At 52.3% G+C, this 19,443-nt stretch carries 22 protein-coding genes; 17 read left to right on the plus strand and 5 right to left on the minus strand.

The features are described 5' to 3' along the window. The first annotated feature begins 56 nt into the window (after positions 1–56). From OGX89_RS09920 to hisP, 14 genes are all read left to right on the plus strand, one after another. On the plus strand, positions 57–1,070 hold the full coding sequence (locus OGX89_RS09920) for an aspartate-semialdehyde dehydrogenase (protein WP_063940568.1): 1,014 nt from the start codon (positions 57–59) through the stop codon (positions 1,068–1,070). Further along, positions 1,070–1,882, plus strand: coding sequence for a tRNA pseudouridine(38-40) synthase TruA (gene truA, locus OGX89_RS09925; protein WP_003028142.1), 813 nt, complete (start codon positions 1,070–1,072; stop codon positions 1,880–1,882). Before OGX89_RS09920 ends, truA begins: the two co-directional genes overlap by 1 nt. A 24-nt stretch (positions 1,883–1,906) precedes the next feature. Next, positions 1,907–2,566, plus strand: a complete 660-nt coding sequence (locus OGX89_RS09930; RefSeq protein ID WP_003028140.1) for a DedA family protein — start codon at positions 1,907–1,909, stop codon at positions 2,564–2,566. A 149-nt stretch (positions 2,567–2,715) separates the two neighbouring features. Next, the gene (accD, locus tag OGX89_RS09935) at positions 2,716–3,630 is read left to right on the plus strand and encodes an acetyl-CoA carboxylase, carboxyltransferase subunit beta (protein ID WP_003834797.1); all 915 of its coding nucleotides are present in this window, start codon (positions 2,716–2,718) and stop codon (positions 3,628–3,630) included. A gap of 192 nt (positions 3,631–3,822) precedes the next feature. Beyond that, positions 3,823–5,091: a bifunctional tetrahydrofolate synthase/dihydrofolate synthase gene (gene folC / locus OGX89_RS09940; RefSeq protein WP_125112637.1), complete on the plus strand. Its 1,269-nt coding sequence runs from the start codon at positions 3,823–3,825 to the stop codon at positions 5,089–5,091. Beyond that, positions 5,081–5,749 carry a cell division protein DedD gene (gene dedD, locus OGX89_RS09945; protein WP_125112636.1) on the plus strand — a complete coding sequence of 223 codons (669 nt, stop codon included), beginning with the start codon at positions 5,081–5,083 and terminating at the stop codon, positions 5,747–5,749. The genes folC and dedD overlap by 11 nt, the downstream gene beginning before the upstream one ends. Before the next feature lie 213 nt (positions 5,750–5,962). Then, positions 5,963–6,451, plus strand: a complete 489-nt coding sequence (cvpA, locus tag OGX89_RS09950; protein ID WP_003028129.1) for a colicin V production protein — start codon at positions 5,963–5,965, stop codon at positions 6,449–6,451. 33 nt (positions 6,452–6,484) lie between these two features. After that, entirely contained in the window at positions 6,485–8,002 is a 1,518-nt protein-coding gene (purF, locus tag OGX89_RS09955) for an amidophosphoribosyltransferase (protein ID WP_003028127.1), read from the plus strand. 96 nt (positions 8,003–8,098) lie between these two features. Next, entirely contained in the window at positions 8,099–8,668 is a 570-nt protein-coding gene (locus OGX89_RS09960) for a UbiX family flavin prenyltransferase (RefSeq protein ID WP_003028125.1), read from the plus strand. Between the two features lie 287 nt (positions 8,669–8,955). Continuing rightward, a complete protein-coding gene (argT, locus tag OGX89_RS09965; protein WP_003834788.1) occupies positions 8,956–9,738 on the plus strand; it encodes a lysine/arginine/ornithine ABC transporter substrate-binding protein ArgT in 783 nt (260 codons plus the stop codon). 247 nt (positions 9,739–9,985) lie between these two features. After that, positions 9,986–10,768, plus strand: a complete 783-nt coding sequence (gene hisJ, locus OGX89_RS09970; protein WP_003028120.1) for a histidine ABC transporter substrate-binding protein HisJ — start codon at positions 9,986–9,988, stop codon at positions 10,766–10,768. Between the two features lie 186 nt (positions 10,769–10,954). Continuing rightward, a complete protein-coding gene (locus tag OGX89_RS09975; protein WP_003028118.1) occupies positions 10,955–11,641 on the plus strand; it encodes a histidine ABC transporter permease HisQ in 687 nt (228 codons plus the stop codon). Next, positions 11,638–12,345 carry a histidine ABC transporter permease HisM gene (gene hisM / locus OGX89_RS09980; RefSeq protein WP_003028116.1) on the plus strand — a complete coding sequence of 236 codons (708 nt, stop codon included), beginning with the start codon at positions 11,638–11,640 and terminating at the stop codon, positions 12,343–12,345. The genes OGX89_RS09975 and hisM overlap by 4 nt, the downstream gene beginning before the upstream one ends. Before the next feature lie 13 nt (positions 12,346–12,358). Next, positions 12,359–13,132: a histidine ABC transporter ATP-binding protein HisP gene (gene hisP / locus OGX89_RS09985; RefSeq protein WP_003028114.1), complete on the plus strand. Its 774-nt coding sequence runs from the start codon at positions 12,359–12,361 to the stop codon at positions 13,130–13,132. A 33-nt stretch (positions 13,133–13,165) separates the two neighbouring features. Here hisP and OGX89_RS09990 read toward each other — a convergent pair whose 3' ends face one another. The 4 genes from OGX89_RS09990 to yfcG all read right to left on the minus strand — a co-directional run bounded on the left by OGX89_RS09990 (position 13,166) and on the right by yfcG (position 15,719). After that, positions 13,166–13,681: a GNAT family N-acetyltransferase gene (locus tag OGX89_RS09990; protein WP_072025571.1), complete on the minus strand. Its 516-nt coding sequence runs from the start codon at positions 13,679–13,681 to the stop codon at positions 13,166–13,168. Positions 13,682–13,752: 71 nt separating this feature from the next. Then, complete coding sequence (locus tag OGX89_RS09995; RefSeq protein ID WP_003834782.1) at positions 13,753–14,646, minus strand: TIGR01777 family oxidoreductase; 894 nt, start codon at positions 14,644–14,646, stop codon at positions 13,753–13,755. A gap of 20 nt (positions 14,647–14,666) precedes the next feature. Beyond that, a complete protein-coding gene (gene folX, locus OGX89_RS10000) occupies positions 14,667–15,029 on the minus strand; it encodes a dihydroneopterin triphosphate 2'-epimerase (protein ID WP_003028107.1) in 363 nt (120 codons plus the stop codon). 54 nt (positions 15,030–15,083) lie between these two features. Beyond that, the gene (gene yfcG, locus OGX89_RS10005; RefSeq protein ID WP_125112763.1) at positions 15,084–15,719 is read right to left on the minus strand and encodes a GSH-dependent disulfide bond oxidoreductase; all 636 of its coding nucleotides are present in this window, start codon (positions 15,717–15,719) and stop codon (positions 15,084–15,086) included. A 134-nt stretch (positions 15,720–15,853) separates the two neighbouring features. Between yfcG and yfcF the strand changes: the two genes are divergently transcribed. The 3 genes from yfcF to yfcD are packed head-to-tail and all read left to right on the plus strand — an operon-like array spanning position 15,854 to position 17,716. After that, complete coding sequence (yfcF, locus tag OGX89_RS10010; protein ID WP_003834778.1) at positions 15,854–16,498, plus strand: glutathione transferase; 645 nt, start codon at positions 15,854–15,856, stop codon at positions 16,496–16,498. 55 nt (positions 16,499–16,553) lie between these two features. Next, positions 16,554–17,105 (plus strand): phosphodiesterase, encoded by a 552-nt coding sequence (yfcE, locus tag OGX89_RS10015; RefSeq protein WP_003834777.1) that lies wholly within the window; start codon positions 16,554–16,556, stop codon positions 17,103–17,105. A gap of 56 nt (positions 17,106–17,161) precedes the next feature. Beyond that, positions 17,162–17,716 (plus strand): NUDIX hydrolase YfcD, encoded by a 555-nt coding sequence (gene yfcD, locus OGX89_RS10020; RefSeq protein ID WP_003834775.1) that lies wholly within the window; start codon positions 17,162–17,164, stop codon positions 17,714–17,716. Positions 17,717–17,772: 56 nt separating this feature from the next. Here the strand turns inward: yfcD and yfcC are convergent, their stop codons facing one another. Continuing rightward, the gene (gene yfcC, locus OGX89_RS10025) at positions 17,773–19,293 is read right to left on the minus strand and encodes a putative basic amino acid antiporter YfcC (protein ID WP_063940562.1); all 1,521 of its coding nucleotides are present in this window, start codon (positions 19,291–19,293) and stop codon (positions 17,773–17,775) included. Between the last annotated feature and the right edge of the window lie 150 nt (positions 19,294–19,443).

Raw genomic sequence — 19,443 nt, forward strand, 5'->3', positions numbered from 1 at the left:
GCTCCCTGTCGAATAATGCGACAGGGACGCTTACGTATTTCTTGGAGTAAATCACCATGTCTGAAGGCTGGAATATTGCCATTCTGGGCGCAACGGGCGCCGTAGGCGAAGCCCTGCTCGATACGCTGGCTGAACGCCAGTTCCCGGTCGGTGAAATTTATGCGCTGGCGCGTAATGAAAGCGCCGGTGAGCATCTGCGTTTTAACGGTAAATCGGTCATAGTGCAGGACGTTGCAGACTTTGACTGGACGCAGGCACAGTTGGCATTTTTTGTTGCGGGCGCTGAAGCCACCGCCGCATGGGTAGAAGAAGCCACTAATGCGGGTTGTCTGGTGATTGACAGCAGCGGTCTGTTCGCGCTCGAGCCTGACGTTCCGCTGGTGGTTCCGGACGTTAATCCGTTCGTGCTGGCGGATTACCGTAACCGCAATGTGATTGCGGTGCCTAACAGTCTGACCAGCCAACTGCTGTCTGCGCTGAAACCGTTGATTGATGACGGTGGGCTTTCGCGTATTACGGTGACCAATATTATCTCAGCTTCCGCTCATGGCAAAAAAGCGGTGGATGCGCTGGCAGGACAGAGTGCGAAACTGCTTAATGGCATCCCGATTGACGAAGATGATTTCTTTGGCCGTCAGTTGGCATTCAACATGCTGCCGATGCTGCCCGATCGTGAAGGTAGCGTGCGTGAAGAACGTCGTATCGTTGATGAAGTGCGCAAAATTATGCAGGATGACGGCCTGCTCATCTCTGCCAGCATCGTGCAGTCCCCGGTATTTTATGGCCACGCGCAGATGGTGAATTTTGAGGCCCTGCGTCCGTTGGCGGCGGAGGAAGCGCGCGATGCGTTTTCACGCGGTGAAGACGTGGTGTTGTCGGAAGAGACCGATTTCCCGACCCAGGTTGGCGATGCATCGGGCACGCCGCACCTTTCTATTGGCTGCGTGCATAATGATTACGGTATGCCAGAGCAAGTTCAGTTCTGGTCTGTGGCGGACAACGTTCGCTTTGGCGGCGCGTTAATGGCGGTGAAAATTGCGGAAAAACTGGTGCAGGAGTACCTGTACTAATGTCTGACCAGCAACAGCCGTCAACCCATAAAATTGCGCTGGGCATTGAGTATGACGGCAGCAAATATTATGGCTGGCAGCGCCAGAACGAAGTGCGTAGCGTTCAGGAAAAACTGGAAAAAGCGCTCTCTCAGGTGGCGAATGAGCGCATCAATGTTTTTTGTGCAGGACGCACGGATGCGGGCGTTCATGGCACTGGGCAGGTCGTGCATTTCGAAACCACTGCCCAGCGTAAAGATGCGGCCTGGACACTGGGGGTAAATGCGAATTTACCTGGTGACATCGCTGTGCGCTGGGTTAAAGCTGTACCCGATGATTTTCATGCCCGATTTAGCGCCACGGCTCGCCGTTATCGCTACATCATCTACAATCATCGGTTGCGCCCTGCGGTTTTGGGTAAAGGGGTAACCCATTACTATGAACCGCTGGACGCTGAGCGAATGCATCGTGCGGCCCAGTGTCTGATTGGCGAAAATGATTTTACCTCGTTTCGAGCGGTGCAGTGTCAGTCGCGCACGCCGTGGCGAAACGTGATGCACATTAACGTCGAACGTTTCGGTGCATATGTGGTGGTGGATATTAAAGCGAATGCCTTTGTACATCATATGGTCAGGAATATTGTCGGCAGCCTGATGGAAGTTGGCGCCAACAACCAGCCGGAGAGCTGGATAGCAGAACTGTTAGCGGCAAAGGACAGAACGCTGGCAGCGGCAACGGCGAAAGCGGAAGGACTGTATCTGGTTGCGGTAGATTACCCAGACCGGTTCGACCTGCCAAAACCGCCTATGGGCCCGCTATTTCTGGCGGACTAATTTGAGTCGTATAAAGGCAAAACTATGGACCTGATTTACTTTCTTATCGATTTTATCCTGCACATTGATGTGCACCTGGCGGAGCTGGTTGCGGAATACGGTATCTGGGTATATGCCATTCTGTTTCTGATCCTGTTCTGTGAAACCGGGCTGGTGGTGACACCCTTCCTGCCTGGGGACTCGCTGCTGTTTGTTGCGGGGGCGCTTTCTGCTCTGCCAACCAACGATCTCAATGTTCATCTGATGGTGGCACTGATGATTGTGGCGGCGATTGTGGGCGATGCGGTGAACTACACGATTGGTCGATTGTTCGGGGAAAAACTTTTCAGTAACCCGAACTCCAAAATTTTCCGCCGCAGCTACCTGGATAAAACCCATGCGTTCTACGAGCGTCATGGCGGTAAGACGATTATCCTGGCGCGTTTCGTGCCTATCGTGCGTACATTTGCGCCGTTTGTTGCCGGTATGGGACATATGTCCTACCGTCACTTTGCGATGTATAACGTCGTCGGTGCACTGCTGTGGGTATTGTTGTTCACCTACGCAGGCTACCTGTTCGGCGATCTGCCGATCGTCCAGGAAAACCTGAAATTATTGATTGTGGCGATTATCGTCCTTTCCGTATTGCCGGGGGTGATTGAAGTAATTCGCCATAAGCGTGCTGCGTCACGGGCTGCAAAATAGAAAGTAACTCAGCGGTTCGACCACTTTTTTATCCAAAGTTTCGGGCTGTTATGTTTTAATGTGCAACATTCATGGTCTGTTAGGGGCAAAAATGGCATTATGCGCCCCTTATAACAAAGCTGACTAGGGTTCAGGCAGAAAGGTCACCAATGAGCTGGATTGAACGAATTAAAAGCAACATTACTCCCACCCGCAAGGCAAGCATTCCTGAAGGGGTGTGGACCAAGTGTGATAGCTGCGGTCAGGTTTTATACCGTGCTGAGCTGGAACGTAATCTTGAGGTCTGTCCGAAGTGTGACCATCATATGCGCATGTCGGCGCGCAATCGCCTGCATAGCCTGTTAGATGAAGGTTCTCTTGTGGAACTGGGTAGCGAGCTTGAGCCGAAAGACGTGCTGAAGTTTCGTGACTCCAAAAAATACAAAGACAGACTGGCTTCTGCGCAGAAAGAAACTGGCGAGAAAGATGCGCTGGTGGTGATGAAAGGCACACTTCACGGTATGCCGGTCGTTGCTGCGGCATTCGAGTTCGCGTTTATGGGCGGCTCCATGGGCTCTGTGGTCGGCGCGCGTTTTGTCCGTGCCGTTGAGCAGGCGCTGGAAGACAACTGTCCGCTGATCTGCTTCTCTGCTTCTGGCGGGGCGCGTATGCAGGAAGCGCTGATGTCTCTGATGCAGATGGCGAAAACCTCTGCTGCGCTGGCGAAAATGCAGGAACGCGGTTTACCGTATATTTCTGTACTGACCGACCCAACAATGGGTGGTGTTTCCGCAAGCTTCGCGATGCTGGGCGATCTCAACATTGCAGAACCGAAAGCATTGATCGGCTTCGCGGGTCCGCGTGTTATCGAGCAAACCGTACGTGAGAAACTGCCGCCGGGATTCCAGCGCAGCGAGTTCCTGATTGAAAAAGGCGCTATCGATATGATCGTTCGCCGTCCGGAAATGCGTCTGAAACTGGCAAGCATCCTGGCGAAGCTGATGAATCTTCCTGCGCCGAATCCGGATGAGCCGCGTGAAGGCGAAGTGGTACCTCCGGTTCCCGATCAGGAACCAGAGGCCTGATAGTTTACGCTATGGGTTTCGGGTTGCAGGCAGGCGAGAAGAGCGTTGATCCCGATGAGCTTACACCGGTAAGTGATTCGGGAGAGCGAGTACAGCCAACGCATCTGCAACGTGGAAAACAACGTGTAAAAAAGGGCAGGCCGGTTGGCGCTGCCCTTTTGCTTTTCTCAACGTAAAGAATCTACAGGCATCATGGACAATAAACGTATCCCTCAAGCCGCGTCGCCCCTGGCGTCGTGGCTTTCTTATCTGGAAAACCTGCACAGTAAAACCATCGATCTGGGCCTTGAACGCGTCAGTCAGGTGGCGCGTAAACTGGGTGTGTTGAAACCTGCGCCATTTGTTTATACGGTGGCAGGAACCAATGGGAAAGGCACAACCTGTCGTACGCTGGAATCTGTGCTGACTGCGGCAGGCTATAAAGTTGGGGTGTACAGTTCGCCTCATCTGGTGCGCTACACGGAACGCGTACGCGTGCAGGGGCGTGAACTGCCGGAATCAGCCCATACCGCCTCGTTTGCTGAGATTGAAGACGCACGGGGTGACATTTCCCTGACCTACTTTGAATACGGTACGTTATCGGCACTCTGGCTGTTTAAACAGGCCCAGCTGGATGTCGTTATTCTGGAAGTGGGGTTAGGCGGCCGCCTTGACGCCACCAATATCGTCGATGCCGATGTCGCAGTAGTCACCAGTATTGCGCTTGACCATACTGACTGGCTGGGCCCGGATCGCGAAAGTATTGGTCGTGAGAAGGCGGGAATTTTCCGCGCAGAGAAACCGGCCATCGTCGGCGAACCGGAAATGCCTTACACCATCGCGGATGTCGCTCAGGAGTGCGGGGCGGTTTTGCAACGTTGCGGTGTGGACTGGCGCTATGCGGTCACGGAGAACGACTGGTCGTTTACTGATGCTCATGGAACGCTGGCGCACCTGCCGTTGCCGCAGGTGCCACAACCTAATGCTGCAACCGCACTGGCTGCACTGCGCGCAAGCGGCCTTAACGTTAGCGAGCAGGCTATTCGTGACGGTATCGAACAAGCGATTTTACCGGGGCGCTTCCAGATTGTGAGCGAGTCGCCGCGGGTGATTTTTGATGTTGCCCATAACCCGCATGCGGCGGAGTATCTGACTGGACGTCTGAAAAAGTTAGTGAAAAGCGGGCGTGTACTTGCGGTTATCGGTATGCTACATGATAAAGATATTGCCGGTACGTTGGCCTGGCTGAAAAGCGTGGTTGACGACTGGTACTGTGCGCCCCTGGAAGGGCCGCGTGGAGCAACGGCAGAACAGCTGCTGGAGCACCTGGGCAAAGGCAGCGCCTATGACAGCGTGGCGCAGGCATGGACTGCGGCACTGGCTGAGGCGAAGCCAGAAGATACCGTGTTGGTGTGTGGATCGTTTCACACTGTCGCACATGTCATGGAAGTAATAGACGTGGGGAGAAGCGGTGGCGAGTAAGTTTCAGAACCGATTAGTCGGCACAATTGTGCTGGTCGCGCTCGGGGTAATTGTGCTTCCCGGGCTGCTTGACGGGCAGAAAAAGCATTATCAGGATGAATTTGCAGCGATCCCACTGGTGCCTAAACCCGGCGATCGCGATGAACCAGACATGATGCCTGCAGCAACGCAGGCGCTGCCGACTCAGCCGCCGGAAGGGGCGGCAGAAGAGGTGCGTGCGGGTGATGCTGCCGCGCCATCGTTGGATCCATCACGTTTGACGACGGCAAACAGCGCGGAGTTAGATCCTGTCCCTGCGCCTGTGGAACCACCGAAACCTAAACCGAAGCCGCAGCCTGTTACCGTCGCCCCGACGCCAACACCGGCACCGACTCCAGCGCCGAAACCGGCCGCTGAGGAAGCGCCAGCACCAACCGGCAAAGCGTACGTTGTACAACTCGGTGCATTGAAAAACGCGGATAAGGTCAATGAGATCGTGGGTAAACTTCGTGGCGCGGGCTTCCGGGTATATACTTCCCCGTCAACGCCGGTGCAGGGTAAAATAACCCGCATTCTCGTAGGGCCTGACGCCTCCAAAGATAAGCTGAAGAACTCGCTGGGCGAGCTGCAGAAGATCTCTGGTTTGAGCGGGGTGGTGATGGGGTATACCCCTAACTAAGGGATTGCGTTACGTTGCTCTGATGTAGGCCGGACAAGGTGTTTACACCGCCATCCGGCAGTGCCCGAAGAGGCATAAAATCGTATGGCGTTGAAGATTTTTTCAGCGCCATTTTTATTTACGCGTGGAAAGGAAATCCCTACGCAAACGTTTTCTTTTTCTGTTAGAATGCGCCCCGAACAGGACGACAGGGCGTAAAATCGTGGGACACATATGGTCTGGATTGATTACGCCATTATCGCGGTGATTGGTTTTTCCTGTCTGGTTAGCCTGATCCGTGGCTTTGTTCGTGAAGCATTATCGTTGGTGACTTGGGGTTGTGCTTTCTTTGTCGCCAGCCATTACTACACTTACCTGTCTGTCTGGTTTACGGGCTTTGAAGACGAACTGGTTCGAAATGGGATTGCTATCGCGATACTGTTCATCGCGACACTTATCGTCGGCGCTATCGTTAACTTTGTGATAGGCCAACTGGTAGAGAAAACAGGACTGTCGGGTACCGACAGGGTGTTGGGGATTTGCTTCGGTGCTTTGCGTGGAGCGTTGATCGTCGCCGCCATACTGTTCTTTCTCGATACCTTTACCGGTCTGTCGAAAAGTGAAGACTGGGGTAAGTCACAGCTGATCCCGCAGTTCAGTTTCATCATCAGATGGTTCTTTGACTATCTGCAAAGCTCGTCAAGTTTCTTGCCCAAAGTATAAACTTTGGGTCGTTGCTGAACGAGGAAAAGACGTATGTGCGGTATTGTCGGTATCGCCGGTGTTATGCCGGTAAACCAGTCGATTTATGACGCGTTAACGGTGCTCCAGCATCGTGGTCAGGATGCTGCGGGCATCATCACCATTGATGCCAACAACTGCTTCCGCTTGCGTAAAGCAAATGGAATGGTGAGCGATATTTTTGAAGCGCGCCATATGCAGCGTTTGCAGGGCAATATGGGCATCGGTCATGTGCGTTACCCAACGGCTGGCAGCTCCAGCGCCTCCGAAGCTCAACCTTTTTACGTCAACTCACCGTATGGCATTACGCTTGCCCACAATGGCAACCTGACCAACGCGCATGAGTTGCGTAAAAAGCTGTTTGAAGAAAAGCGCCGCCACATCAATACCACTTCAGATTCTGAAATTCTGCTGAATATTTTCGCCAGCGAGCTGGATAACTTCCGCCATTACCCGCTGGAAGCCGACAATATTTTTGCTGCTATTGCGGCAACCAACCGCCAGATTCGCGGCGCCTATGCCTGCGTGGCGATGATTATCGGTCACGGCATGGTTGCCTTCCGCGACCCTAACGGTATCCGTCCGCTGGTGATGGGCAAACGCGATATTGGCGATGGCCGTACCGAGTACATGGTGGCGTCTGAGAGCGTAGCGCTGGATACGCTGGGCTTTGAATTCCTGCGCGACGTAGCACCTGGCGAAGCGGTGTACATCACCGAAAAAGGCCAGCTGTTTACTCGTCAGTGTGCTGATAACCCGGTGAGCAATCCGTGTCTGTTTGAATACGTTTACTTCGCTCGTCCTGACTCCTTTATCGACAAGATTTCCGTCTACAGCGCCCGTGTGAATATGGGGACTAAGCTTGGCGAAAAAATTGCCCGTGAGTGGGAAGATCTGGACATCGATGTAGTAATCCCAATCCCGGAAACCTCCTGTGATATCGCGCTGGAAATTGCCCGTATTCTCGGTAAGCCGTACCGCCAGGGGTTTGTGAAAAACCGCTATGTGGGCCGTACCTTTATCATGCCGGGCCAGCAGTTGCGTCGTAAATCTGTGCGCCGTAAGCTGAACGCTAACCGTGCGGAATTCCGTGATAAAAACGTGCTGCTGGTGGATGACTCCATCGTGCGCGGCACCACTTCAGAACAGATTATCGAGATGGCGCGTGAAGCTGGCGCGAAGAAGGTGTATCTGGCCTCTGCCGCCCCGGAAATTCGCTTCCCGAACGTTTATGGCATCGATATGCCTACGGCGACGGAGCTGATTGCGCATGGTCGCGAAGTGGACGAGATTCGCCAGATAATTGGCGCAGATGGTCTGATCTTCCAGGATCTGAACGATCTGATTGAAGCTGTCCGTGCTGAGAACCCGGATATTCAGCAGTTTGAATGTTCAGTGTTTAACGGCGTGTACGTTACTAAAGACGTCGACCAGCAATATCTCGATTTCCTCGACTCCCTGCGTAATGACGATGCCAAAGCGGTGTTGCGTCAGAACGAAGCGGAAAACCTTGAGATGCACAACGAAGGTTAATGTTTGCTCGCAAGCAAGGACGCAACCTGCGCCCTTGCTTGCAACTCACCGTAATTTCCTGCAAAGTCGGCCCTGAGCAAGTAAGGGCGATTACACATGAAACGACTCATCATTGGTATTTCTGGTGCAAGCGGGGCAATTTACGGCGTGCGCCTGTTGCAGGTATTGCGTGACGTCACTGATGTGGAAACCCACCTGGTGATGAGTGCCGCTGCCCGGCAGACGCTGGCGCTGGAAACGGACCTCTCTGTGCGCGACGTGCAGGCGCTGGCAAATGTGAATCACGATACCCGTGATATCGCCGCCAGTATCTCCTCCGGCTCTTTTCAGACCGCCGGAATGGTTATCCTGCCTTGTTCAATCAAAACGCTTTCTGGCATCGTCCACAGTTACACCGATGGGTTGCTTACCCGTGCGGCAGATGTAGTGTTGAAAGAACGTCGTCCGTTGGTGCTGTGTGTACGCGAAACGCCGCTGCATTTGGGGCATTTGCGATTGATGACGCAGGCGGCAGAAATTGGGGCGGTAATTATGCCACCTGTTCCGGCGTTTTATCATCGTCCGCAAACGCTCGATGATGTGATTAATCAAACGGTTAATCGCGTGCTTGACCAGTTTGATATTACCCTTCCGCAGGACCTGTTCACCCGCTGGCAAGGGGCGTAAGCCGTTCCATCAGCGTGCAAAGAATCATCGGTTGCCCTGTTTCAGGGCAATTTTGTAACCGCGATCATATCCTCAACATTTAATTCGTTAAAACTCAACGAAACGCTGCGGTTCAACCGCCAGACCTGCTATCTTCAAAATCAGGACATTATTGCAACGTTTTATTAACATATTTAACGTCGAATATCCTCATCGACGCTAAAATGGCATAAGACCTGCATGAAAAAGTCTGCAAACACACAACACAACGTAAAACATAATAAAATTACGCTACTTGAGGGTTATGTATGAAGAAGACGGTTCTTGCTTTGTCTTTGCTGGTAGGACTCTCCGCTACCGCGGCCAGCTACGCAGCACTTCCGCAGACGGTTCGTATTGGTACAGATACAACGTACGCTCCTTTTTCCTCTAAAGATGCCAAAGGCGACTTTGTCGGTTTTGATATCGATCTGGGAAATGAGATGTGTAAGCGCATGCAGATCAAATGCACCTGGGTTGCCAGCGACTTTGATGCGCTGATCCCATCGCTGAAAGCGAAAAAAATTGATGCCATCATCTCCTCGCTTTCTATCACCGAAAAGCGTCAGCAAGAGATTGCGTTCTCAGACAAACTTTATGCTGCAGACTCACGTCTGATCGCCGCGAAAGGTTCCCCAATTCAGCCGACTCTGGATTCCCTCAAGGGTAAACACGTTGGCGTCCTGCAAGGCTCTACTCAGGAAGCCTATGCCAATGACAACTGGCGCAGCAAAGGCGTGGACGTGGTGGCCTATGCGAACCAGGACCTCATCTATTCTGACCTGACGGCAGGCCGTCTGGACGCGGCATTACAAGATGAAGTCGCGGCCAGCGAAGGCTTCCTGAAGCAGCCTGCTGGTAAGGATTACGCTTTTGCCGGTCCGTCGGTGAAAGATAAAAAATACTTTGGTGATGGAACCGGGATTGGCTTGCGCAAAGATGATACAGAGCTGAAAGCCGCTTTCGACAAAGCGCTGGGCGAACTGCGTAAAGACGGCACCTACGACAAAATGGCGAGCAAATATTTTAATTTTAATGTCTACGGCGATTAATACAGCGGCGTGGGGAATTGACTGCACCATTGCGGGTAACCATTTCGGTGCATAATAAATCCAGTGCACTGTTTTGGTGCTTTTATCGCTGACTTAATAGGCATGAGTGCATACTTAAGCGCTTTTCATGCAAATAAATACTGCCGACAGGGTAGAATGCTTTGCCTTGTCGGCCTGATTAATGGCACGATAACTGCACCTGGTCCTGTAAAGATCCCCTATAAAAGACAGTCTGTTGAGGATAGTTATGAAAAAACTGGTGTTGTCTCTTTCTCTGGTTCTGGCTTTCTCCAGTGCTACCGCAGCATTTGCAGCCATTCCGCAAAAAATTCGTATCGGTACCGATCCTACTTATGCGCCGTTCGAATCGAAGAATGCGCAGGGTGAATTAGTCGGTTTTGATATCGATCTGGCTAAAGAGCTGTGCAAACGTATCAATACGCAATGTACCTTCGTGGAAAACCCTCTGGACGCGCTGATCCCTTCGCTAAAAGCGAAGAAAATTGATGCCATCATGTCCTCGCTTTCCATTACTGAAAAACGTCAGCAGGAAATCGCATTTACCGACAAGCTTTATGCAGCCGATTCGCGTCTGGTTGTCGCTAAAGATTCTGCTATTCAGCCGACCATTGAGTCGCTGAAAGGTAAACGTGTTGGTGTGCTGCAAGGCACTACCCAGGAAACGTTCGGCAACGAACACTGGGCGCCAAAAGGTATTGAGATTGTCTCTTATCAGGGGCAGGACAATATCTATTCTGACCTGACTGCCGGGCGTATTGACGCCGCGTTCCAGGATGAAGTCGCGGCTAGCGAAGGCTTCCTGAAACAGCCAGTCGGTAAAGATTACAAATTCGGCGGCCCGTCTGTGAAAGACGAGAAGTTGTTCGGCGTGGGTACCGGTATGGGACTGCGCAAAGACGATAACGAGCTGCGCGAAGCGCTGAACAAAGCCTTTGCCGAAATGCGAGCTGACGGTACTTACGAGAAGCTGGCGAAAAAGTACTTCGATTTTGATGTTTACGGCGGTTAATTACCGCAGGTGCTGATAAAGCCCGTAGATTTTTGACGCGTTGAATTTATGCCCGATGGCACCGCGCTTATCAGGCCTACGGTGATTTTGTAGGCCAGATAAGGCAAAGCCGCCATCCGGCATTTAACGGTTAGTCTGAAATCAAAAGAGGCTTACTACTCCACCACACACGACAGGACAGGCAGCATGTTGTATGGCTTTTCAGGTGTTATTTTACAGGGCGCAATTGTTACGCTGGAGCTGGCACTCAGCTCGGTGGTACTGGCGGTTCTGATAGGTCTTGTCGGCGCAGCAGCAAAGCTGTCGCAAAGCCGGGCAATGGGGCTTATTTTCGAAGGGTACACAACGCTAATCCGCGGTGTGCCCGATCTGGTCTTAATGCTGCTCATCTTCTACGGATTACAAATCGCGCTGAATACCATTACTGATGCCATCGGTATCGGCCAGATTGATATTGATCCGATGGTTGCGGGCATTATCACCCTTGGATTCATCTACGGTGCCTACTTTACCGAAACTTTTCGCGGTGCGTTTATGGCTGTACCAAAAGGCCATATTGAAGCCGCGACGGCGTTTGGCTTTACCAGCTCACAAATATTTCGTCGCATTATGTTCCCGGCGATGATGCGATATGCCTTACCGGGAATCGGTAATAACTGGCAGGTTATTCTTAAGGCTACGGCGCTGGTATCGTTGCTTGGACTTGAAGACGTGGTGAAAGCGACTCAGCTTGCCGGGAAGAGTACCTGGGAGCCGTTCTATTTTGCCGTCGTGTGCGGGGTCATCTATCTGGTGTTTACCACTGTTTCTAATGGTGTGCTGCTGTACCTTGAGCGCCGCTATTCCGTGGGTGTGAAGAGGGCTGACCTGTGATCGAGATTATTCAGGAGTACTGGAAGTCCCTGCTGTGGACCGACGGATATCGCTACACTGGCGTCGCTATCACCCTGTGGCTTTTGATTTCGTCAGTAGTGATGGGCGGAATACTGGCACTCTTTTTGGCGATTGGTCGCGTTTCCAGTAACAAATTTATCCAGTTTCCCATCTGGCTATTCACCTATATTTTTCGTGGGACGCCGCTGTACGTTCAGCTACTGGTGTTTTATTCCGGGATGTATACGCTGGAGATAGTTAAAGGCACGGACTTCCTCAACGCGTTTTTCCGCAGCGGGCTGAATTGCACCGTGCTGGCGCTGACGCTGAATACCTGCGCCTATACCACGGAGATTTTCGCCGGGGCTATCCGTTCCGTGCCTCACGGTGAGATTGAGGCTGCGCGCGCATACGGTTTCTCGTCATTCAAACTGTATCGATGCATTATTTTACCTTCCGCGCTGCGTATTGCGCTGCCGGCATACAGCAATGAAGTTATTTTAATGCTGCACTCAACGGCGCTGGCATTTACTGCAACGGTGCCTGATTTGTTGAAAATCGCTCGCGATATCAACTCGGCAACGTATCAACCGTTTACCGCATTCGGTATTGCCGCTGTGCTGTATTTGATTATTTCGTATGTCCTGATCAGTCTGTTCCGTAAAGCGGAAAAACGCTGGTTGCAGCATGTATCCTCTAAATGATTCGAGTAACACGATGTCTGAAAATAAATTAAACGTTATCGATTTACATAAGCACTACGGCGAACATGAAGTGCTAAAAGGGGTATCGCTGCAGGCCAACGCGGGTGATGTTATCAGCATTATTGGCTCGTCAGGTTCCGGTAAAAGTACCTTCCTGCGCTGCATTAACTTTCTCGAGAAACCGAGTGCCGGGTCGATTGTCGTCAGTGGTCAGAACATTGGTCTGGTGCGCGACAAAGACGGCCAGTTGAAGGTTGCGGACAAAAATCAGCTACGCCTGCTGCGTACGCGTCTGACGATGGTTTTTCAGCACTTTAATCTGTGGAGCCACATGACGGTGCTGGAAAACGTCATGGAAGCGCCGATTCAGGTGTTGGGGCTGAGCAAGCAGGAAGCTCGCGACCGTGCGGTGAAGTATCTGGCTAAAGTGGGCATTGATGAGCGCGCACAGGGCAAATATCCGGTGCACCTGTCCGGTGGTCAGCAGCAGCGTGTTTCCATTGCCCGTGCGCTGGCGATGGAACCGGAAGTGTTATTGTTTGATGAACCTACGTCGGCGCTTGATCCTGAGTTGGTGGGTGAAGTGCTGCGCATTATGCAACAGCTGGCTGAAGAGGGGAAAACCATGGTGGTGGTGACCCACGAAATGGGGTTTGCCCGTCATGTTTCCACGCACGTGATATTCCTGCATCAGGGGAAAATTGAGGAAGAGGGTGACCCGGAGCAGGTATTCGGTAATCCGCAAAGCCCGCGTTTGCAGCAGTTCCTCAAAGGTTCGTTGAAGTAAATCACCTGCCCGGAGGCGCTACGCTTTCCGGGCTTACAATTTTAGCGCGTCGCACTCCAGCCGAAACACCCAGTCGTCGTAGGCGATGCCGTCAATCTCATACGCCTTTTCCAGTACCTGCGTACGTACAAAGCCTGTCTTTTCCAGAATACGGATTGAACCTTTATTATCCGCCAGGGCGTATGCGTTTATCGCCGTCACACCTGCATGCTCGAAGGCATACTGGCACACCGCGCGGACGGCTTCGCTGGCAATACCTTTCCCCTGAGCCTGTGGCATGATGGCGTAGCCGAGGTCGGCTTCATGCGGGTAAAGATGGCTGATTTGCAGACCAATATCGCCGAGTGGCGTTGGGCTGTTATGCTCGCGGATGACGAAAGTGTGCTGTGCGGCCAGACGTCTGGCGAATAACAGCCGGGTATCTTTCGCCGGGGCGATGTTGCCCATATAGCGCATGACTTCAGGACATTCACGGAGTTTCTGGAAAAATGACCAGTCAGAAAATTGAAACAAAGAGAGGGTAAGTCGGGGAGTCGATATTATCGCCATAACGTCGCCATTGCGGAAATCTGGTCTATAACCTTACCACCACAACGGCGACTGTGAATAGCGCTTAGGGGTTATCGGATGACATCCGCCAGCGCTTCCTCTAAATCGTACCAGCGAAACGTAAAACCGGAAGCTTCCAGGCGTTTGGGCAATGCGCGTTGTCCACCAAGGACCAGTACTGACGATTCCCCCATCAGCAGTCGCATAGCGGTGGCGGGAACGCGCAGAATGGCAGGGCGGTTCAGAGCGTGACCCAGCGCGTGGGCAAACTGCTCATTGTGCACCGGGTATGGCGAAACCATATTGAAGGGACCGCGTAGATCGTTATTCAACAGCCAGATAATTCCGTTGACCATATCATCAACATGGATCCAGGCCATATACTGGCGTCCGTTACCGATCGGGCCGCCTAAGCCAAGACGAAACGGCGGGACCATTTTTGCCAGAATGCCGCCTGCTGAGGCCAGTACCACGCCGGTACGCAGCATACATACGCGGGTTTTGTCGCTTTGCGCAGTGCTGGCAATTTGCTCCCAGCGGGCGCACAGCTTGTGGGTAAATTCGTTATGCGGTGGCTCTTCTTCCGTAACCACAACTTCGCCCAAATCGCCGTAGTAACCGGTAGCGGAACCGGAGATTAACACTGAGGGCGGCGTCTCGCTGGCATTGATTAAATCGACCAGTTTCTGCGTAATGCCCCAACGGCTCTGGCACAAGCGTTCCTTTTGCTGTGCGCTCCAGCGCTTATCTGCAATAGGCTCTCCGGCAAGGTTAATCACGGCATCAATATTATTGAGATGTTGCCGCTCTTCCAGTCCTTTCCATAACGTGACCCGAGAGTCGAGAATCTGACGAGCCTTATCAGGGGTACGTGTCACTACGATTATCTGATGCCCCAGTTCCAGCAGGCAGGGGATCAGATGACGTCCAATCAGGCCAGTACCGCCGGTAATCAGAATCTGCATGTCGCCTCCCGGGTTACGTTTTAGCGCTGCCAGCTCAGCGTCATTGATACTGAGTCGGCGTAACGCAATGCGTGAAGTTTATCTATCTCCACTTCAGCATAAGTGACCCAGTGATGTTCGCGTGCGATATCGAGCACATCTTGAGTTAATTTTTCTAACAATGAGAAGCGGTTACCCTCCACGTGGGCAATGATGCTTTTGGTTATAGTGCGATAATTCAGCGCGTCGTTGATATCTTCGCTGGTACGGGCTTTGTCTGCCGGATAGTGAATGGCAATGTTGATGACGATATCCTGGCGATTAAGGATCTCCTCTTCTTTGATGCCGATAAAGGTGCGCAGACGAAGGTTTTTTATACGAATAATGGCGTCAGGTTGTGACATTGCAGGTTTCCTCCATGTATGAACCTCTGCATGATACACGAGAACCGAATTGCGTCACCGCTTCTCACTCTGTGCTTGCTGCATGGCGCGTTCCGTGGCGGGACGCGTACGAATGCGTTCGTGCCAGTTATTGACTGCCGGATAGTTGTCGAGATCGATGCGCTGACGCTGATGGGCGTGGATCCACGGCCAGCAGGCAATGTCAGCAATGCTGTAGTGATCGCCTCCCAGCCAGGGTGACGTTTCCAGACGTTTATTCATCACGTTGTACAGGCGCTGGGTTTCAACCTGGTATCTTTCAATAGCGTAAGGGATCGTTTGCGGAGCGTAATGACTGAAATGATGATTCTGCCCCAGCATAGGACCCAGACCGCTGACCTGCCAGAACAACCACTGGAGCGTGGTGTGGCGTTCGCGTAATTCACCGCTGAGCAGCTTACCGCTCTTCTCCGCCAGATAGAGTAAAATTTCTCCGGACTCAAACAGGCTGATGGGCCTTCCGCCGTCCACCGGGGCATGATCGATAATGGCCGGGATTTTATTGTTCGGCGAGATCTGCAGAAAATCGGGGCGAAACTGGCTACCTTTGCTGATATCGACATGAATCAGACTGTATTGCAGCTGTGCCTCTTCAAGAAACAGCGTGATTTTGTGACCGTTTGGCGATGGCGTGTAATAGAGATCGATCATTTTCAGCATCCGTTTTGTCATGAACCGGGTCATTACAAGTATAGAGCCTGTTGGCGTGCGTGAGTTTTCATCAAGTGACAGCGAGAGAAAGACTCTATATTTTGAAGGCAAGCCAATACACTTCAGAGGACATTATGAGCAAATCTGCAATTACGCTGTGGTCAGATGCCAATTTTTTCTCCCCTTACGTGCTGTCTGTTTATGTTGCTCTGCAAGAGAAAGGGCTACCTTTTACGCTGAAAACCGTTGATCTCAATAGTGGTGAACACTTGCATCCTTCATGGCAAGGTTACGCCTTGACGCGCCGCGTACCGGTTCTTGAGATCGATGGTTTTGAACTGAGCGAATCATCAGCGATTACGGAATTCCTGGAAGAGAGCTTTGCACCGCCACAGTGGGAGCGTATCTACCCACACGATGTACAAAAGCGCGCTCGGGCGCGCCAGGTTCAGGCGTGGATCCGCAGCGATTTAATGCCTATCCGTGAGGAACGATCAACAGATGTCGTTTTTGCTGGCGTGAAGAAAGGACCGTTAAGCGAAGCGGGAAAAGCCAGTGCGGAAAAACTGTTCGCTACTGCGAGCAGTTTACTGAGCCACGGTAAGCAGAATTTATTTGGCGAATGGTGTATCGCTGACTGTGATTTAGCGCTAATGCTTAATCGCCTGGTCCTGAATGGCGATGAGGTTCCAGAAGCGCTTGCGGAATACGCCACCTTCCAGTGGCAGCGCGCCTCAGTACAGCGTTTTATCGCGCTTTCAGCGAAGCGTTCCTGCTGAAAAACGGGCCGTAATCCAGTATCATTACAAGGTAATTTTCAGCGAGGAGTGAGTGATGAAACTGATGTTCGCATCGGACATTCATGGTTCGTTGCCAGCCACGGAACGCGTACTCGAACGGTTTGCTGCAAGCGGCGCGCAATGGCTGGTGATATTGGGTGATGTTTTAAACCACGGGCCGCGTAATGCGCTTCCAGAAGGCTATGCACCTGCGCAGGTTGCTGAACGGCTGAATGAGCTGGCATCGCGAATTATTGCGGTGCGTGGTAATTGCGATAGCGAAGTGGATCAGATGCTCCTGCATTTTCCGATGACTGCGCCGTGGCAGCAAATTCTGACAGAAAACCAGCGACTCTTTTTGACGCACGGACACCTTTTTGGCCCGCAAAATATGCCGGCGCTCAATGCGGGCGATGTTCTGGTTTATGGGCATACTCATCTGCCGGTTGCTGAGCGGCGCGAGGATATCTATCATTTCAATCCCGGCTCGGTAAGCATCCCGAAAGGGGGCTTTGCGGCAAGTTACGGGATTCTGGATGATAATGTTCTCAGCGTAATGGCACTCAATGATCAAAGTGTTATTGCACAGGTCGAGATTAATCCGTAATTTACCCCACAAACATAAACGCGCCGTAAGAGCGCCAGAAAAAAGAAGGTTTCCTGATGGTGGAACAGCGTCGTTTGGCAAGTACTGAATGGGTGGATATTGTGAATGAAGACAACGAAGTCATTGCACAGTCCAGCCGGGAACAAATGCGAGCGCAACGCTTACGCCATCGTGCAACGTATATCGTTGTGCATGATGGTATGGGCAAAATTCTGGTTCAACGTCGCACTGAGACAAAAGATTTTTTGCCCGGCATGCTGGATGCCACCGCAGGCGGTGTGGTTCAGGCTGACGAGCAGATGCTGGAATCAGCGCGTCGTGAAGCAGAAGAGGAACTGGGGATTGCGGGCGTGCCGTTTGCCGAGCATGGTCAGTTTTACTTTGAAGACCAGAACTGTCGCGTATGGGGTGGGTTGTTTAGCTGCGTTTCCCACGGACCGTTTGCGCTTCAGGAAGATGAGGTCAGTGAAGTTTGCTGGTTGACGCCGGAAGAAATTACCGCGCGCTGCGACGAATTTACACCGGACTCCCTGAAAGCCCTGGCGCTGTGGATGACCCGCAACGCCAAGAATGAAGGGGCGAAAGCCGAAAAGCAGGAAGAAGCTGAGTAAACTCTGTTCATCCGGCCTACTGCGTCGAGAAATCGAGTAGGCCGGACGCACACTTTTTAATGGTAACCCATCATCTGCGCGCCAATCACCACCACGCTGGACATAATAAACAGCAGTCCCAACAGCGTAGCACCTACCTTCAGCCAGTTACGAAAATCCACCCGACAAACGCCTAACGTAGCCATCAGAGATGCTGACGTCGGATAGATAATATGACTGAATCCGTCGCCAAACTGGAAGGCCAGGACCGTGACCTGACGGTTTACGCCAACCAGATCGCCCAGCGGTGCCAGTAGCGGCATGGTTAACGCAGCCTGACCAGAGCCGGAAGTGACGAAGAAATTAAATACTGCCTGGAACAATAGCATAAACCACGCCGCGATGGCGTTATCCAGCCCGCTGATGCCATTGGCAATGCTGTGCAGCAGAGTGTTTAACACGCTGGCTTCACCCGCCTCTCCATTACCGACCAGCAGTAAAATGCCTTTGGCAAAACCAACCAGCAGGGCAGGGGCAATCATCATTCGTGCACCCTCAGTGAATGAGGAGGCCATGATGTTGACCGTCATGCCGTTGAGCCGGAACACGACGCCGATAATGCCAATCACCAGACCCATCGTGAAGAACTGACTGGCGATCTCAGGAATAAACCACGCGTTGACGATAACGCCCCAGACAACCCAAATCATCACCGCGGTCAGCACCAGTAGCACTAACCAGTCGCCCAGCGTGAAGCGTCGTTCCACGACCTCGTCCTGCTGCTCGCGAAAGAAGCGGTCGGATTCATGTACCCGGGACAAAAGCGGATTCTTTTTGATACGCGCCGCATAGGCCAGCGTGAAGGTCAGCCCGATTAGTGTAGCGATCACCCAGACCACGATGCGTAGCCCGGAACCAGAGAGCACCGGTACTCCCGCAATACCTTGCGCGACCACCACGCAAAATGGGTTCATCCATGAGCTGGCGAAACCAATCTGAGTCGCGATATAGGTAACCAGAACGGTGGTGATACTGTCGTAACCTAGCCGTACCATCAAAGGCGCGATGATAATGGCAAAGGCAACAGCCTCTTCCCCCATGCCAAACACCGCGCCGCCTAAGGAGAAGAGAATAAACAGCACTGGGATAAACAGGACCTCGTTGCCCCGCGTATGGCGAATGAGCGCCAGGATGCCGTTATCAATGGTGCCGGTACGCATAACGATGCCGAATGCGCCGCCAATGACCAGCATAAACATAATGATGCCCACAGCAGTGCCGAATTTCGAGCCGGAGGTTAATCCTTCAAACGGGAAATTCATCAGGCCTGGGCGTTCATCTCCGGTGGTGAATAACTGCACCCGGTGATACTGCTCTTCACCTGCGTCGTTGGTCAGAATACGAAAGGAATGGGGGTCAACCACCTTACGGGTTTTGGTTTGTCCATCAACCTGATACTGAACTTCCTGGCTATCGAACATCCCGACGGGAACAACCCATGTTGCCAGACTGGTTAAAATGGCGACGAAAAAAATAATCACCAGCGTGTCGGGCATCGCCCATTTTTTAGCTGGCTGTGATTCTGTTACTGCTGACATGAAAGACTATCCCTGTTGCAACGCAAAAGAGAGTAAGTATGCGAACAGAAGAATGGTTATTCATTGATGCAGCGCATTCAGGCAAATATTTCAGATTATGCCAAAGGGGAAACAGACATAAAAAAACCGGAAATATCAGCTATTTCCGGT

Origin of the sequence: Citrobacter sp. Cpo103, from assembly GCF_030332605.1 — a bacterium.
Classification (GTDB): domain Bacteria; phylum Pseudomonadota; class Gammaproteobacteria; order Enterobacterales; family Enterobacteriaceae; genus Citrobacter; species Citrobacter portucalensis.

What these genes read in the sequence shown, in the direction of transcription:
- OGX89_RS09920 (WP_063940568.1), top strand. Translation starts at nt 57, where the DNA reads ATGTCTGAAGGCTGGAATATTGCCATTCTGGGCGCAACGGGCGCCGTA.
- truA (WP_003028142.1), top strand. Translation starts at nt 1,070, where the DNA reads ATGTCTGACCAGCAACAGCCGTCAACCCATAAAATTGCGCTGGGCATT.
- OGX89_RS09930 (WP_003028140.1), top strand. Translation starts at nt 1,907, where the DNA reads ATGGACCTGATTTACTTTCTTATCGATTTTATCCTGCACATTGATGTG.
- accD (WP_003834797.1), top strand. Translation starts at nt 2,716, where the DNA reads ATGAGCTGGATTGAACGAATTAAAAGCAACATTACTCCCACCCGCAAG.
- folC (WP_125112637.1), top strand. Translation starts at nt 3,823, where the DNA reads ATGGACAATAAACGTATCCCTCAAGCCGCGTCGCCCCTGGCGTCGTGG.
- cvpA (WP_003028129.1), top strand. Translation starts at nt 5,963, where the DNA reads ATGGTCTGGATTGATTACGCCATTATCGCGGTGATTGGTTTTTCCTGT.
- purF (WP_003028127.1), top strand. Translation starts at nt 6,485, where the DNA reads ATGTGCGGTATTGTCGGTATCGCCGGTGTTATGCCGGTAAACCAGTCG.
- OGX89_RS09960 (WP_003028125.1), top strand. Translation starts at nt 8,099, where the DNA reads ATGAAACGACTCATCATTGGTATTTCTGGTGCAAGCGGGGCAATTTAC.
- argT (WP_003834788.1), top strand. Translation starts at nt 8,956, where the DNA reads ATGAAGAAGACGGTTCTTGCTTTGTCTTTGCTGGTAGGACTCTCCGCT.
- hisJ (WP_003028120.1), top strand. Translation starts at nt 9,986, where the DNA reads ATGAAAAAACTGGTGTTGTCTCTTTCTCTGGTTCTGGCTTTCTCCAGT.
- OGX89_RS09975 (WP_003028118.1), top strand. Translation starts at nt 10,955, where the DNA reads ATGTTGTATGGCTTTTCAGGTGTTATTTTACAGGGCGCAATTGTTACG.
- hisP (WP_003028114.1), top strand. Translation starts at nt 12,359, where the DNA reads ATGTCTGAAAATAAATTAAACGTTATCGATTTACATAAGCACTACGGC.
- OGX89_RS09990 (WP_072025571.1), bottom strand. Translation starts at nt 13,681, where the DNA reads ATGGCGATAATATCGACTCCCCGACTTACCCTCTCTTTGTTTCAATTT.
- OGX89_RS09995 (WP_003834782.1), bottom strand. Translation starts at nt 14,646, where the DNA reads ATGCAGATTCTGATTACCGGCGGTACTGGCCTGATTGGACGTCATCTG.
- folX (WP_003028107.1), bottom strand. Translation starts at nt 15,029, where the DNA reads ATGTCACAACCTGACGCCATTATTCGTATAAAAAACCTTCGTCTGCGC.
- yfcG (WP_125112763.1), bottom strand. Translation starts at nt 15,719, where the DNA reads ATGATCGATCTCTATTACACGCCATCGCCAAACGGTCACAAAATCACG.
- yfcF (WP_003834778.1), top strand. Translation starts at nt 15,854, where the DNA reads ATGAGCAAATCTGCAATTACGCTGTGGTCAGATGCCAATTTTTTCTCC.
- yfcE (WP_003834777.1), top strand. Translation starts at nt 16,554, where the DNA reads ATGAAACTGATGTTCGCATCGGACATTCATGGTTCGTTGCCAGCCACG.
- yfcD (WP_003834775.1), top strand. Translation starts at nt 17,162, where the DNA reads ATGGTGGAACAGCGTCGTTTGGCAAGTACTGAATGGGTGGATATTGTG.
- yfcC (WP_063940562.1), bottom strand. Translation starts at nt 19,293, where the DNA reads ATGTCAGCAGTAACAGAATCACAGCCAGCTAAAAAATGGGCGATGCCC.